Source organism: Pseudomonas sp. BP8, assembly GCF_017875955.1.
GTDB lineage: Bacteria > Pseudomonadota > Gammaproteobacteria > Pseudomonadales > Pseudomonadaceae > Aquipseudomonas.
Genome location: NZ_JAGINK010000001.1, coordinates 211,412 through 224,856, shown reverse-complemented (window position 1 = coordinate 224,856; position 13,445 = coordinate 211,412). Strand labels below are relative to the sequence as shown.

Sequence of the window (13,445 nt, the reverse complement as noted above, 5' to 3'; positions counted from 1 at the left end):
TAAAAACGTGGGGAACAGGGGGAACGGGGGAACAGCCAGTAAATACGCGGTCTGTAGCCGTTCCCCCTTATTGAAGTGTTGGGGAACAGGGGGAACACAAACATGGTTTTGAATATAAGCGCCTGCGGTGCCCCTTCTGCTTGGTTATCACTGTTCCCCAGTTTTTCGGGTGGGGAACACGTACCCCAGCTGGAGGCCCCGGAAACACTGGGTGTTCCCCGCGTTCCCCCGTTCCCCCGATCTTTTTTCACAGACACATTTGGGCGTTATGGGAATCCGGGGGAGGTGACGCCATGAGCCTCCTTTCCGACCTGCTCAATCACATGCCGCCGAACGGTGCTGGCGCTAGCAAGCCACCGATGGCGAAACGCGCTCCGGATCGCCCGCGGTTGGTGTTGGTCGAGGCTGTGCAATTGCCATCCGGCCCTTACGCCAACGCCGCCAATGCCACGCTTCAGTGGCGGGAGGCCCGCGACCAGTACATCAGCCATGTCATGACCTGCCGGGGTTGCTATGCGCCCGCTGGTCGCCATTGCCTGATCGGTACCGAGTTGCGCATCACCTACGACAACACGCCCATGGAGGCCCACCCATGACGCCCACACCGACCATGCGTCTGTGCAATATCGCCTTGAAGCCAGGAATCAGCGCCAGCACGCAACTCATCACCACCCGGCGTATCTGCCGCAACATCAGCCGCAACCTCGATTCAATACACGCCGAGCGACGAGCCATACGCCGCCAGGCGGGCAAGCTGAAAGCATTCCTGCCATTCACCCGCCAGGCTATTGCCGATCTGGAGCAGCAAGCGTGGGAGCACCGCGACGATGAGCAGAGCAAGGCTCTGGTGGCCTTGTCCGGGTTCGGGCGGCAGTTGCTGTTCGATGAGGACGGATTAGCCGATGCCCTGGGGGTCGACCGCCTGTGCGACCTGCTGAGCGTGAACGTGGTGGAGCGTGAGCATGTCAGGCGGGAGGGCGTCACCAGCCTGGAAGGTTTGGTGTTCACCCACGTCGTGGAGGACAGTGCAGAGCGCCGGGGGCAAGAATGGAATGACGCGCCGCTGTTCAACGCCTGTCACGCGGCCATGGCGGACTTCATCAGGGATTGTCCCGATGGGGTGCTGCCTGACCCTTTCGCACCTGGGGCGCCATTCGGGCCCAAGCTGCCACCTAAGCTGCGGGTGGTGTGAGCCATGACTAAGCCAGAGTCGAAACAGCCTGATTCGCCCGTGAAGACGAAGCAGCGGGTTTCAGATAAGCAGCGGCGCCTAGTGTTGGACCTGCGCCGGCGTCACTCCCTCCGTGAGGTGGCCCAGATCACCGGCATACCGCTAGGAACGGTGAAGACCCTAGTTTCACGATCCGGGGCGTTCCGCGACAACGAGCAGCACCGCGCCATGTTTACCCTGCCGCCGATCAGCGCCAGCACCGAGGCACTGCCAAGCGTGCCCGAGCTGCCACCGCAGGAGGTGGTCACCGGCGACAAGGAGGTGGATGCGGTGCTGTGGCTGCGCTCCGTCATCAGTACCGGCCAGGCCGCCCTGATTGACCGGGCCATGGAGGGCGCCAAGAAGATTAAGACGCCGCTCAATGTGCTAGAGAAGCGGTACCGAGATTACTTGGTGGACACCAATCCAGGGCACCTGTTCGCTGCTATGTCGTCGTTTGGCTTCGCTGACTTGGATGCGCTGGCCACTCGGGCCATTGAGCAGCACCGGCTTAGGCAGGAGGGTGCCGCTCGCTTCGGTGGTAACCTGCTGGCCGATACCGAGGCTGAAACGTTCTGCATTGAGGCGCTGCGCGGACTGCGTGCTACCGGCCAGTTCGGTGACTTCGATAAGCGCCAGGTAGCCGCGCGGTTCAACGCCCACTCTGAATTGCTGCCTCACACCTTAGCGGATTGCCTGTACGAGCTGGGCTACTGGGACCAGCTCTACCGGCTGCGTAACGCCGTCGACCGTGACGCCAGCGACGGACCACCCGATGCGACTGCACGGGACTGGTTCGTGTTCGGCCTGCTGGCGCAGATCCGGCCCCGTGACAAGGCCGAGGGACTGGCAGTGTTCCGCTACCTGGTCGCCAGCCAGCGCGACGATATGCCGGAATCGGAAGCAATTCTTGTAAACCTCATTGGGTAGCCGATTCACGATGTCCCGCGTCTTTACTGGCTCATCCCTAGGGTATCCAACAGCAGCGGGCTATTCGAGCAATTGGCATTGTAGGGAGTTGGCGGGTATAAAACCCTGGCCAAGAGCACTTGGCCATCACCTAAGGACGCAGTCGGGGGCGCTTTCTGCCCGCTAAGAAGGATGAACATGAAACGACTCTGCACGCTTGCCCTAGCGCTGGCCCTAGCCGGTTGCGCAGGTGTAACTCCCGAAGTCGAATGGGTCACCGTCAGAAGTACTGACCAGTTCACGGACAAATCTACCTGTGGCGTGACTGTGGGCAGCTTCTACACAGGCGGCGGTGTATTCACTGCTTCCAACCACTACTACCCGTACATCGAATCGGTGAATGGGGAACTGAGGGTAGGGATTCGGAGCGGGGGCCGTTTCAAAATTCCTGTCGGAGATGTCCAGCTTAGGATCGACCAAAACACTGCGTGGACCATTGCGACAGGGGAGACCCCAGTGGACTACGTGCCGGAAGGGCAGCTCAAAGCCATGCAAGCATACGGTGGGGATGCCAAGCAGCAGCAGATGCTGGAGAGCACCTACAAGGCCGCCCTGCAGGCCTCTGCCCAGGCCATGTCTCCATTCACCGCGGCGACCGGTGAAAAGGCCGAGAAGATCCTGGCGCAAATGAAGACCGGCAAGGTGCTGATCTATCGCACGCTAGGCATGAACCAGGCTGCCAGCACCACGGGCGAATATGCCCTTGATCAATCGCTGAGCAAGGCCTTGGCCGAATGCGGCATTAAGTGATCCCTGCTCGCGCCACAAAACGCTGTACCCCTGTTTTGTGGTGCGCGCACAGCTGGTCAGCCTGGCGCGTAGCATCGTTGACGGCCTATCGTCGTTTCGTATCAATTTGAGTTGCTCCTAGATACTGCTACGAAATTCCCTTCTAGACCCCTCCGCTTGTTGTGTCAGGACGTGCCAGGATGTGTCTCTATTGAGGTGCACCCTTAAAATACTGGATATATACACAATTTAGCGGTGAGTATGCGCTGGATAGTCGAAACCAAAGAGGCTACCCAATGACATTCTCTTCTGATATCCAGCCGGCCAAGCGCCGGGGTCGTAACCGCGCCGTATCCAAAAGTGAAATCGAAGCGGCGTGGAGTCGCCTTCGTACCGCTGCTGAGCAGGGGCATATCGAAGCCAATGCACTGCTGATCGCCCTCGCTGAAAACAGATCGTCCATTGTTCTTTGCGGTCCTGGGGCAGCCGGGCAAGGTGCTTCTCTATGACGACGGAATCGCGCCTCGCAATCACAATCGACTCTCGTGGCGCAAAGCGAAATGTCGATGATCTCGCTGGCGCCCTTGCCAGAGTTGAGAAGGTGGGGGATGCCGTCGCATCGTCGGCTGAAAATGTATCAAGCACGTGGGATGAACAACGAAAAGAGCTGTATCAGCTTTTGGGCCAGATCAATCCCACAGTCGCGGCCCTTGGCCGTCTGGACGACATGCAGGACAAGCTGGCCAAGTTCAAAAAAACCGGCATTGTCGAAAGTGACACGTTCATCGAGTACAACGACCGTATCAACATCCTTCGCCAAACGTTGGGAGATACCGCCGAAGGCATGAACAGGGCTGGGATGTCAGCGAAGGCCTACAACGCCGCAATGCGCGGACTGCCGGCACAGTTCACTGATATCGCTGTGAGCTTGCAAGCCGGTCAGGCGCCGCTGACCGTCTTCCTGCAGCAGGGCGGCCAGCTCAAAGACATGTTCGGAGGCGTCGGGCCAGCGGCCCGGGCAATGGGAGGCTATGTAGCCGGCTTGGTCAATCCCTTCACCGTAGCCGCCGCTGCAGCAAGTGCTTTGGCGTTGGCGTACTACCAAGGCAGCGAAGAAAGCGAGCGGTTCGCCAACACGCTGATCGAGAACGGGAATGCAGCTGGCGTAACGGCAAACCAACTATCCGACATGGCCAACCAGGTGGCGGCATCCAGCGGTACTGTGGGGGCTGCTGCTGAGGTCTTAAACCAACTTGCAGCAGCTGGTAACCCGCTGCGCGGCATGTACGTCGAAATCGCTCAGGCATCGCTGGCTTGGTCAAAGCAGACTGGCCGCGACGTAAGCGAGGTGATTAAAAGCTTCAACGACATTGCGAAAGACCCTGTTGCTTCCATCAAGAAGCTCGACGGTGAGTTGAACATCCTGACCGCGTCCCAATACGCCAACATCGTGTCGCTGCAGGAGCAAGGCAAGACAATGGAGGCCGCGCGGACCGCTGCTGATATTTACTCCGGGACCATAAGCTCCAGGGCCGGGCAGATGGAGGAGAATCTGGGTACGCTTGAGACGGCCTGGAGGTCTCTAGGAGAGATTGCGAAAGGCGCGTGGGACAAGATGCTCAATATTGGCCGAGAGGACACAACTGAGCAAAAGCTTGCTGCTGCCTATGAACGTTATCGGGATCTAACGCGCGATGGCCGTGACGCGGCGTCAGAAGACCCGTTCCGATTTAACGAGGTCAACACCGAGATCACCAAGCTGCAGCAGAAGATTGCAGACGAAAGCTGGACGGCCTGGGAGCAGGCCGGGATCAAATCGATTCAGGATGCTGGCAAGAAGGGCATCGACCTCATCAACTCCACTTACAGATCTTCGCTGACTCAAACCCAAAAGCTGCAGAAGGAGTTGACCAACCTGGACAAAGCGCGGGTTGATGCCATTGCCGCCGGAGGCTTCACGGCGGCCGAGGAGGAGAAGTACGCCAAGTCACGGAAGAATATTGAGCAAGAGATTGCGGACATCAAGACCCGCGAGGCGAAGAAGAACGCGCCGAAGAACGTCAATCGCGGCTTGGCCGAAGCAACGAATACCTTCGCCCGGCTATATGGCCAGTACGACCCGGCTGCTCAGGCTGCCCGTGCATTGACCAAAGAGCAGAGCCAGCTCGACCTGGCGCTGAGCAAAAGCAAGATCACCCAAGAGGAGTACAGCAAGGCGCTGGCCCAAGCCTCCGTCAACTACGCCGCCGCATTGAAGGGCGCCCAGGGCCTGACTGCCGTCGAGCAGTATCGTGCACAGTTGCAGCGCCAGCTGCTTAACGAGCAGGCCCAATACCAGCTTGATGCGGCCAGCATCGGCATGGGCGGCTTACAGTCGTCTAGGATGCAGCAGCGACTGAGCTTGGAAATGCAGACCAACGACCGTCTATTGCAGTTGCAGACCGAGTTGGCCAACGCCACCGACCAGAAACAACGGCAGGCGCTCCAAGGTCAGATAGACGCCATCAACGAATTTCTGCCGCAGCAGATCGCGGCTATGCAGGCTGGCTGGTCGCAGATCGACCAAGCCATGCTCAATCCAATCGCGGGTTGGACAGCCGCTGTCCAGAATTTTGGTAACCAGGCTCGCGATATTGCCGGGCAGACGCAATCAGTGTTTTCCGGCGCTTTCAACACAATATCCACCGATATCACGTCGGCGATCATGAGCGGGAGTTTGTCGTTCAACACGCTCGGGGACATCTCTGCGAATGTCACCAGGGAGATCATCGGCGGGTTTGTGAAAATGGGTGTACAGATGGGGGTAAACGCTGCGCTGAATGCGACCCTTGGTACTGCCGCCGCCGGGCAGAGCATGATCCTAGCCGGAACCACAGCCACGGCCTGGGCGCCAGCTGCGGCGATGGCATCCCTGGCAACACTCGGCGCAAACTCCGTGCCGGCAGCTACTGCTCTGACCTCCACCACTGCACTGGCCACAAGCCTGGCCGTTATCCCTGGCTTCGCCACCGGCGGCTTCGTCTCTGGCGCCGGTACCGGCACCTCCGACAGCATCATGGCCCGGCTCAGCGACGGCGAGTTTGTGGTGAATGCCTCGGCAACGAAGCGCAATCGCGGCCTGCTCGAGGCGATTAACTCAAACGAGCGGGTATCGCTAGCAGGTGGCAGCGTGGAAGTTCCGAGACTGAATGGTGGTAGCCAGAAGGCCCAGGCGCCCCAAGTCACCCATCAGGTTTACATCGTGAATAACAGCAATGCGGTGGTAGAGACGCGCACCGGTGAAAACGGCCGCCTTGAGGTACTCATTCAGGCTGTGGAAGACCGGCTGGTAGATCAGATGGCAACTGGATGGGGCAACTTCGTTCAAGTTACAGAGCAGGCGTATGGCCTGAAAAGGCAGGGTGGTTGAATGAATGAGGTCAAGTGGGACGCGGCCTTGATGGAGAAGGCCGTCATCGAGCTATTCATGAAGCAGATCGCGGTAAAGCCAGGTGACCATGACGCACCCATGAATGAGATCAGGGACCGCTTTGAGGTTGCTGGCATCATGATCGGACGCACCATGGCGATGGTCAATCACAACGGCCCGGTCGGCGCCGATCTGGCCATGAAGGTCAGGCGGTACGAGGAGCACTACAAGGAGCGGTGCCTACGTACCGCCCGCAATATGTGGGGGCCGAATGGCTGGATGCGCATGAACCCCATGGCTAGCTAAGGGAGTAGCAGCCGGGTATGCCTCTGCGGATACGGAAAAAATACCTAGGAATACGCGGTTTTACTTGATTAGTAACACCCATAGTGCAACAGTGTTAGGACAACACCCTAACTGATACAGGTTGCACTATGTTCATCCGCGCCTACCTTCGAGCATCCACCGACGAGCAAGACGCCGGCCGCGCCCGGACCTCATTGGAAAAGTTTGCCAGCGACCACAACAAGGTCATTGCCTGCGAATACTTGGAGAATGCCAGCGGTGCCGCTGCAGATCGGCCGGAACTGCTGCGCCTGCTCAAGGATGCTCGGAAGGGTGACGTGCTGCTTGTCGAATCAATTGACCGCCTGTCCCGGCTGCCGGCCGACGACTGGGCGAAGCTCAAGAGTGCGATCGACGCCAAGGGCCTTCGCATCGTGGCGTTGGACCTGCCCACCAGCCACCAGGGTATGCGCGACACTAGGGGCGACGAGTTCACCGACCGCATGCTGTCCGCGATCAACTCGATGCTGGTCGAAATGATGGCCGCCATCGCCCGGAAGGATTACGAGCAGCGCCGCGAGCGCCAGGCTCAGGGGATTCAGAAGGCAAAAGCCGAAGGCAAATACCAAGGCCGGCCTGTGGACGAGGAGCTTCACAAGCGCGTGAAGGAGCTTCTCGGCGCCGGGCTAGGTATCCGAGCCACTGCCAGGCATGCGAACTGCTCGACAACCACTGTACTGCGCATTCGCGACACTGCTGCCTGATACCGTATCGCTCCTGCCCGGCAGCATCACAACCACCTCTCTCGCCAGGCGGTCGAACCTTGACAATTGTTAACAAAGAACTGGGCCGATCAACCAGGGCAAATACTAACTTTTGCTAACAGGCCGGCCCGCTAACGCCCGCTCCGATGTCAACATTTGTCAACATGCGGTCCAGTCGTCGAGGTGGATTTCATGACAGGTTTTGACAGGCCGCTAGTGCTGAACATGGCGCTATGATGTGGTGATGAAATGGCGTTCTTGTGCCACGGAATTAGCGCGGATTGGACCTTGCTGATGCCGACGAGATGAGCTTCGCACTTTCAGTCCATTGTTGTGCCACAGGAATGCAATTGCGTGCCGCGTCAAAGCCACGGCTACGCCACCATTCAGGTAAACCGAACCCGTACCAGGGTCAGGACTATTTTTGTACCGGGGTCAGGACGTTGTCATTTCAAGCCTGAAAGTGTCCCGAGTCTATTACGGTTTTGGTGAATTTGCCGGTACTGCAGCTGTGTAGCACCGTCTCGGACCAATCCAGTTCGGCCTCGGTATCCGCACCGGTATCCAGGGTTTGGGCTAATCATGCTGGATACCTGGCCTAGTTCGCGCAGCGCTTCACGCACGATCGTCACGCAGTCGCAGTGCGCGATCCTTCCGAAGTGCGCGGCTAGGTACGCGCCGGTGGCACGCATTCTGGTGTGCGTACCGGGCTAGTTCGCACGCTAGGTTCGCAACCGCGTATGCGCGAACCTGGACGGCCTGCCTGTTATCAAAAGTTATGGTTTCCAGGCGTGAGTTTCCACTGTGGTTTCCATGGTAATGCAGGCTTCCGGTGACCACCAAGCCGCAGTGAATGACCACATGAAAACCACAATGCTCATCGCCCAGTGCGCGCCGGTCCGGTCTCAGGTTTTCTTAGGTTCCAGTGAGTATGAGTGGCCAGCGTGAGCAGCTGGATCGAACACCAGGTCTGCCCCTCATGAGGCTAACCTGGCTGTGGATCATTGGTAGATTGGCCCAAACATTCCTGAGTTGATGAGAGCTTCCCATACCTTCTTCATCGCTTGGCCGGTTTCCTGACCTACGAAAAGCGATGATCTGCGTCCATATGGTGAGCCTAAGATGTACGGGCGCATCGTCTCCCAAGTTTCTGCCACCTGCGAAGATCTCCACGTAGGGACTTCTTTCTCCAGAAACAGTGGCATGGCAACCGCCAACGGAATCATGCCGCTCTCAAGGTCTATGCCCCAGTCGCACCTGATAAGTACTGGGTGGGCGCTAGGCTGGTAGAACTGAACGTCAAGTCGTTCAGCTCGGATCAGAGCTGCTTGGTGTTGCGGCAGCCTGTTCACGGCATCAATGACTTTCTGAGGCTCCCGGTACGGGCAAGTGATGAAACCGTTAGCCAAATAGACATTGTGATCAAGCCCAGCATAACCGCACCGATCGCTTGGCCGCCTGGCCCATAGGCGATCGGATGGATCGTGGTTGGACACCAAGGGATGCCACGAGGGGTATTCGTCAATGACCGGACCTAACTCATCAATGATCTCCGCCAGTTTCTCCCTGCTACGCGCTGCTTCGTAAGGGTCTGCGCATATCTCCCTGGATACGAGATATCTCGACGCTTCTTCATGCCGAAGGCGTGCCGCTTCGTCTGCTCTAAATGCCATGTATCTATCTCCCAAAAAAAGAGTACGCATGCATGATATTCATATTTTGCGCATAAAACACGCATTTCATGCGTTAGTTGTTTTTTTGTGCGGAGTGTTCGCCTGTTTAGCTTTTACCGGATGTGAGACAGGCATGAGACGTAATCGGCGCCAGGCGGGCATCTGAGGTACATAGGGCGCGGGAGGCCCTCAAAGACGAGTATGTGGCCGTCTCATACCCCTGACAGACCCCTGACGGAATGGGGGAGTATCAAGGAGGCCCTAGCCCACACCGGAAGCCGCCTGCGAGTGAAATTGAACAGTCACATCGTCAAGGATTTGCGAGCGTGGATTTTGGACAGCTATGGACGGATCAGTGTGGGCGCTGCGCGGCTGCTCCGACTCTGTGGCGCGTGAATGCTGAGCTGCGCGCCTGGTGGTGGCGCTCGCCTGTCATACCGTCGTCCAAAGCGACCGAGGAGAAACTAGACCAGCACTAGACCGCAATAGACGGTGATCGGATGCCCATTTCACTGGATCAATTGCCGGGCTTGGGCTGGACCTGTGCGTGATGAGCTGACGCGGGCACTCCCGTCTCATGCCGAAGCCCGACTGCTGGGCAGCCCTGGACTGGTCCGCGCGAGCACCAGCAGACGGAATGCCGTGGGAACGGTGATTTACCGGATGCGCGGAGGCTGGCCACCATCGACCGCCGGGTACCCGTCCAAAATTGCAGATGAATAACAAGATTCTTGACAGGTCTTGACGGAATTCTTGACAGGGTCTTGACGGATTGGGCCACTGGCGCTTGAGCACGAACGTCTGTAACCCTTGCTGTACAAGGGCTGGCGCTGATTCTGGCCGACCTGTGGGAGCGGAGGGCGTCAACAGTTTCCGGGCTTGCTCGTCAAGAGAGACCGGGTGGGCCAGAACCTGACAAAACCTGACATGCCGAGTATGCCGAGGGAGCGACCACAGTGCTCCGACGTCGGTCGGTGGACGCACGCTGTGGGAGCGGGAACAAGGGCAACCATAACGGCTAGGGTGGTGAAGATCCCCACCCCTATCGGCGAAGGTGTCCCCTAGAGGGAGGCTTCCAATCCGTTTGCCTGTCACTGCGGACCGACTATGGTTCCTCAATTACCTAACGGAGATACATGGATGAAAGAGCTACAGACCGTGGCTGAGGTGCTTGAACGCCTCAGTCACAACCAGGACGCACTGCGGGCTTCAGTGGAGGAGCTGGCTAAGTGGGTTGGCGAGCGCGGATCGGATGCGGTAGTGGGGAACGTCAATGGCGCGCTGGCCAGTATGGATGGCAATATCGATGCTGTGCGACAAGGCATCGCGGAACTGGTGGCAGCAAGCGTCAGGTAGACTTGGAGATTAGGCTGGCCGGCCTCCACGGCCCCCGAGATATCCACCGTGGTATCCAGCGAAAAGCCGCCTTCTTCTGCCTTGATGTTCGGCGGTTATATACCAATCAAAGGTGTGATATGGCATTTTGCCCATGTCAGTACACCCAATGATCGAGGGATGAATGAGCCAGGGAAACTTTTTTGCGGTTGGCGCGGCGGAGTTTGAGAGAGCATGCGACCTCGGGCTGCGCCCAGCGGTAGCGCTTTTGGTCATGGCCCGCGGAACACTCAAAGACCAGGCAACTACGTCCTGGAGCGCACAGGCTATCTTCGACAACACCGGTATGGCTTGGCGGAGGGCGAAGGAGGCAATTCAAGCACTGATCGAAGCGAAGATCGTCACGCAGCTCAAGGCAGGGAAAATGCCTCGCTATAAGCTTTCTAAGCCGAAAGATACTGATGGCTTCATCTGGCTACCCAATGAAATCGTAGACGGCGCCGGAAATGAGGTGCCACCGGTGCGGAGGCTGCGTGAGAGAGGGGATGCCTTCCTGTTCCGCAAGTTCATCCAGTTGTACGGTGCTCAGGATTTAACTGCCGATGGAGGACTGCCCCGGACATTGGTCAGATCAGTTTATTCCCGCGAAAAGATATGCCCTGTGGGTGCTTTCGTCGTATACGGCTTCAAGCATGAGACTACAAGCTGTAGCGCCGTAGGGGTGCTGGCTGAATGCAATGGCCAGGAAGACGATGACGGGAACAAAGGGGGATGGATAGTTCTGACTCCTCTTCACTCGATGGGCCTGATCGAGGAGGGGCGCTACATGACCGAATCAGAAGACCACGAGTCTGAGATCCTGTACCCGATGAATGCCGACACAGAAGAAGCCACCTATGGTTTGGTTCCCTTCTTCGACTTGAATGGTGGAGCAGGCTTCGCTAGAAAAATTGAGATCTACCACCCATTGGTGGGGATTGCATTAAGAGATCTGAATGCACCGACATTGATTGGTGTCTTCAGATTGGTCTATCGCCCGAAGACGGCAAAGACCACAGTATGGTACGCAAGCGAGCAAGGTCTGACGGAGCGCTTTGTGCAAGGCATGAACATGATGCTTGGGCTGAGCGATGATGTTGATATCAATGGTTTTCAAGGTTCATCAATGGAAATCAAAGGGTATCAATGAGCCGTAATGTTGATATCAATGGATATCAAAGAAAAGTAAGCGCAGCTGCAAACACGCGCCAATCAACGAGGTTTGCCATGAAATCATGGGAGCATGCATTCGCTCAGCTCAGCAGCGTAAAGGACAGCAAGGCGCCACCCTCGGCGTGCAGTCGTCGTGTGTTACTTGGAGGGTGTGTGTTGATCACGTTTCCCTCAAAAGCGAGTAATCAGGGCGCGCGGTGAATCCCGCATCACCTTATGCCTGATCGAGCAATTCAGGATCATAAGGCAACGAAAAGGGCACCACCCCCGATCAGGGTAGTGCCCACATAGACCTCAATTTGCTCAGCTGGAATATCAGCCCAGGTCCCTGAACTCCTGAGAGTAGGCGTTCGGGTCAAGCCATGCGTTCGTGTTGTCTATGAGCTGCAGCTCAGACAGCCGATCGAGGTCGGGCCCAAGCCGCACTGCAGCCTGTTCAAGCCAGCGCGACAGCTCGCCCAGGAAGCCAGCGCGCTGACCATTGAGCGCGGCCTGCTCCTCCTTCGACGCCGGCTGCTTCAATGCCATTGAATAGAGCATCGAACCCAGCAGTGACGAGCTAAGCGAGAACTGATTGCCACGCTCATCTCTGAGGTACTTCAGGTAAATGTGAGCGATCGACTTGCCCGCCTCGACGCCGCCGAGGAAAGTCCCAGTCATCGGGACATCCCAGTTGGTCTCAAGCTTGCCATGATCCTTGCCAACGAACGGCAGGCGCGCCCAAGGCCCTGACTTGCCCGAATGAGCCCGCAATCCTCTGCGCTTTGCTCTGAGGGGGCGCTTAGCGCACTGTTTCTTCACCAATGAGCTTGAGGGCGGTTCAGTTTGAGCTGTCTTAGGGTTAGCGGGGTCGTATGGCTTGCCACCATCCGCAAGATGTCTCAGGCCCACCATTGCAAGTTTCGCAATGCCTTCGGAGAATCCCATTTCAGTGCCACGACTTGGCTGCCAGTTGTGACTCGAGAACGCGAACCCGATTGCGTTGTACGCTTCCTCCTCGTTCAAGGCCGCTAGTTTTTCAATTTCATCCACCATCTTGCGGCCAAGCTCAACGCCGATATCCCACTGATTGATTTGTCTAGGGACTATGAGGGGCGCCCAGTTTTCGAGCATCGGCAAATCTGGAAAATCCTTCCTCGGAATGCGTGCAGTAAAACTCAGGTCATCCCTAGTCATGGATGCAACCTTAAAAGCTGCCGTCTTGCGCGCTCGCTTTGTGCGTTGAACTGCCGGCTTAGCTGAGCGCTCATCCGAAAGCTTGCCAGGCTGCTTGTGCTTGAATTGGGTCACGTTGCCTCCCTCCATGTGGTCGTTCGCCGCATCTACTTGCAGTTGGTCTTGCTGCCGGTCACTGTTACGTTGTGCAAGTTTCATGACGTCTGCCTCAAAGTGTCGTCGTGATAGCCAGGTCGGTGTTGGTAGCACCGGCCTGGCGCCTTCAAATGTGGGGAAATCCCACCCTTTACTGCTTGCCCTTCTCGTTCAGCCACCCGATCGCCCAACTGATGGGGTCTTTGCTCCCCTGCGGCTTAAGTGGCTTGCTGTCTACCGCCGCCTGACGCCCTTCCTGCTGCGGTTAGCCGAAATCCAGCTTCGCGCTGACGCTCCTTGTAGAGCCTTTGGCGCTGAGCGAGGCTGTTTCTGCTCTTCGGTCATCAATATCTCCGTGACTAGTTATGCAAGTACTAGGGTGCAATTATTGTCCACCCCCGATAAACAGTCTGCCGACCAGGCCCTTGCTCAGCCGCCCCTCCCGAGCCAAGATCGGCGCTCTCCATATGGAAGGAAAACCCCTTAAGAGCGGGCTGGCCCGGGGAAAAGGTGTCTCCGAGACGGAGATGCCCTGAAATCTGAGGACA

At 57.6% G+C, this 13,445-nt stretch carries 11 protein-coding genes; 10 read left to right on the top strand and 1 reads right to left on the bottom strand.

Annotated elements, in window-relative coordinates:
* Positions 1-293: 293 nt before the first annotated feature.
* The 10 genes from J3B00_RS00960 (at position 294) to J3B00_RS00915 (ending at position 11,563) form a co-directional block, all read left to right on the top strand.
* Complete coding sequence (locus J3B00_RS00960; protein WP_209862271.1) at positions 294-596, top strand: hypothetical protein; 303 nt, start codon at positions 294-296, stop codon at positions 594-596.
* Positions 593-1,192 (top strand): hypothetical protein, encoded by a 600-nt coding sequence (locus tag J3B00_RS00955; protein WP_119368517.1) that lies wholly within the window; start codon positions 593-595, stop codon positions 1,190-1,192. Before J3B00_RS00960 ends, J3B00_RS00955 begins: the two co-directional genes overlap by 4 nt.
* Positions 1,193-1,195: 3 nt before the next feature.
* On the top strand, positions 1,196-2,140 hold the full coding sequence (locus J3B00_RS00950; protein ID WP_245362462.1) for a hypothetical protein: 945 nt from the start codon (positions 1,196-1,198) through the stop codon (positions 2,138-2,140).
* Positions 2,141-2,317: 177 nt separating this feature from the next.
* A complete protein-coding gene (locus J3B00_RS00945; protein WP_209862268.1) occupies positions 2,318-2,929 on the top strand; it encodes a hypothetical protein in 612 nt (203 codons plus the stop codon).
* A gap of 275 nt (positions 2,930-3,204) precedes the next feature.
* A complete protein-coding gene (locus tag J3B00_RS00940; protein ID WP_110096665.1) occupies positions 3,205-3,417 on the top strand; it encodes a hypothetical protein in 213 nt (70 codons plus the stop codon).
* Positions 3,414-6,317, top strand: coding sequence for a phage tail length tape measure family protein (locus J3B00_RS00935; RefSeq protein WP_209862264.1), 2,904 nt, complete (start codon positions 3,414-3,416; stop codon positions 6,315-6,317). Before J3B00_RS00940 ends, J3B00_RS00935 begins: the two co-directional genes overlap by 4 nt.
* Positions 6,318-6,623, top strand: coding sequence for a hypothetical protein (locus tag J3B00_RS00930; protein WP_019750220.1), 306 nt, complete (start codon positions 6,318-6,320; stop codon positions 6,621-6,623).
* A gap of 128 nt (positions 6,624-6,751) precedes the next feature.
* The gene (locus tag J3B00_RS00925) at positions 6,752-7,366 is read left to right on the top strand and encodes a recombinase family protein (protein WP_209862260.1); all 615 of its coding nucleotides are present in this window, start codon (positions 6,752-6,754) and stop codon (positions 7,364-7,366) included.
* 2,813 nt (positions 7,367-10,179) lie between these two features.
* Positions 10,180-10,395, top strand: a complete 216-nt coding sequence (locus tag J3B00_RS00920; protein WP_209862256.1) for a hypothetical protein — start codon at positions 10,180-10,182, stop codon at positions 10,393-10,395.
* A gap of 163 nt (positions 10,396-10,558) precedes the next feature.
* On the top strand, positions 10,559-11,563 hold the full coding sequence (locus J3B00_RS00915) for a hypothetical protein (RefSeq protein WP_209862252.1): 1,005 nt from the start codon (positions 10,559-10,561) through the stop codon (positions 11,561-11,563).
* A 338-nt stretch (positions 11,564-11,901) separates the two neighbouring features.
* Here the strand turns inward: J3B00_RS00915 and J3B00_RS00910 are convergent, their stop codons facing one another.
* Entirely contained in the window at positions 11,902-12,960 is a 1,059-nt protein-coding gene (locus J3B00_RS00910; RefSeq protein WP_209862249.1) for a hypothetical protein, read from the bottom strand.
* Positions 12,961-13,445: the final 485 nt, after the last annotated feature.

Coding starts and splice junctions, on each gene's coding strand:
- J3B00_RS00960 (WP_209862271.1), top strand. CDS start 294: ATGAGCCTCCTTTCCGACCTGCTCAATCACATGCCGCCGAACGGTGCT.
- J3B00_RS00955 (WP_119368517.1), top strand. CDS start 593: ATGACGCCCACACCGACCATGCGTCTGTGCAATATCGCCTTGAAGCCA.
- J3B00_RS00950 (WP_245362462.1), top strand. CDS start 1,196: ATGACTAAGCCAGAGTCGAAACAGCCTGATTCGCCCGTGAAGACGAAG.
- J3B00_RS00945 (WP_209862268.1), top strand. CDS start 2,318: ATGAAACGACTCTGCACGCTTGCCCTAGCGCTGGCCCTAGCCGGTTGC.
- J3B00_RS00940 (WP_110096665.1), top strand. CDS start 3,205: ATGACATTCTCTTCTGATATCCAGCCGGCCAAGCGCCGGGGTCGTAAC.
- J3B00_RS00935 (WP_209862264.1), top strand. CDS start 3,414: ATGACGACGGAATCGCGCCTCGCAATCACAATCGACTCTCGTGGCGCA.
- J3B00_RS00930 (WP_019750220.1), top strand. CDS start 6,318: ATGAATGAGGTCAAGTGGGACGCGGCCTTGATGGAGAAGGCCGTCATC.
- J3B00_RS00925 (WP_209862260.1), top strand. CDS start 6,752: ATGTTCATCCGCGCCTACCTTCGAGCATCCACCGACGAGCAAGACGCC.
- J3B00_RS00920 (WP_209862256.1), top strand. CDS start 10,180: ATGAAAGAGCTACAGACCGTGGCTGAGGTGCTTGAACGCCTCAGTCAC.
- J3B00_RS00915 (WP_209862252.1), top strand. CDS start 10,559: ATGAGCCAGGGAAACTTTTTTGCGGTTGGCGCGGCGGAGTTTGAGAGA.
- J3B00_RS00910 (WP_209862249.1), bottom strand. CDS start 12,960: ATGAAACTTGCACAACGTAACAGTGACCGGCAGCAAGACCAACTGCAA.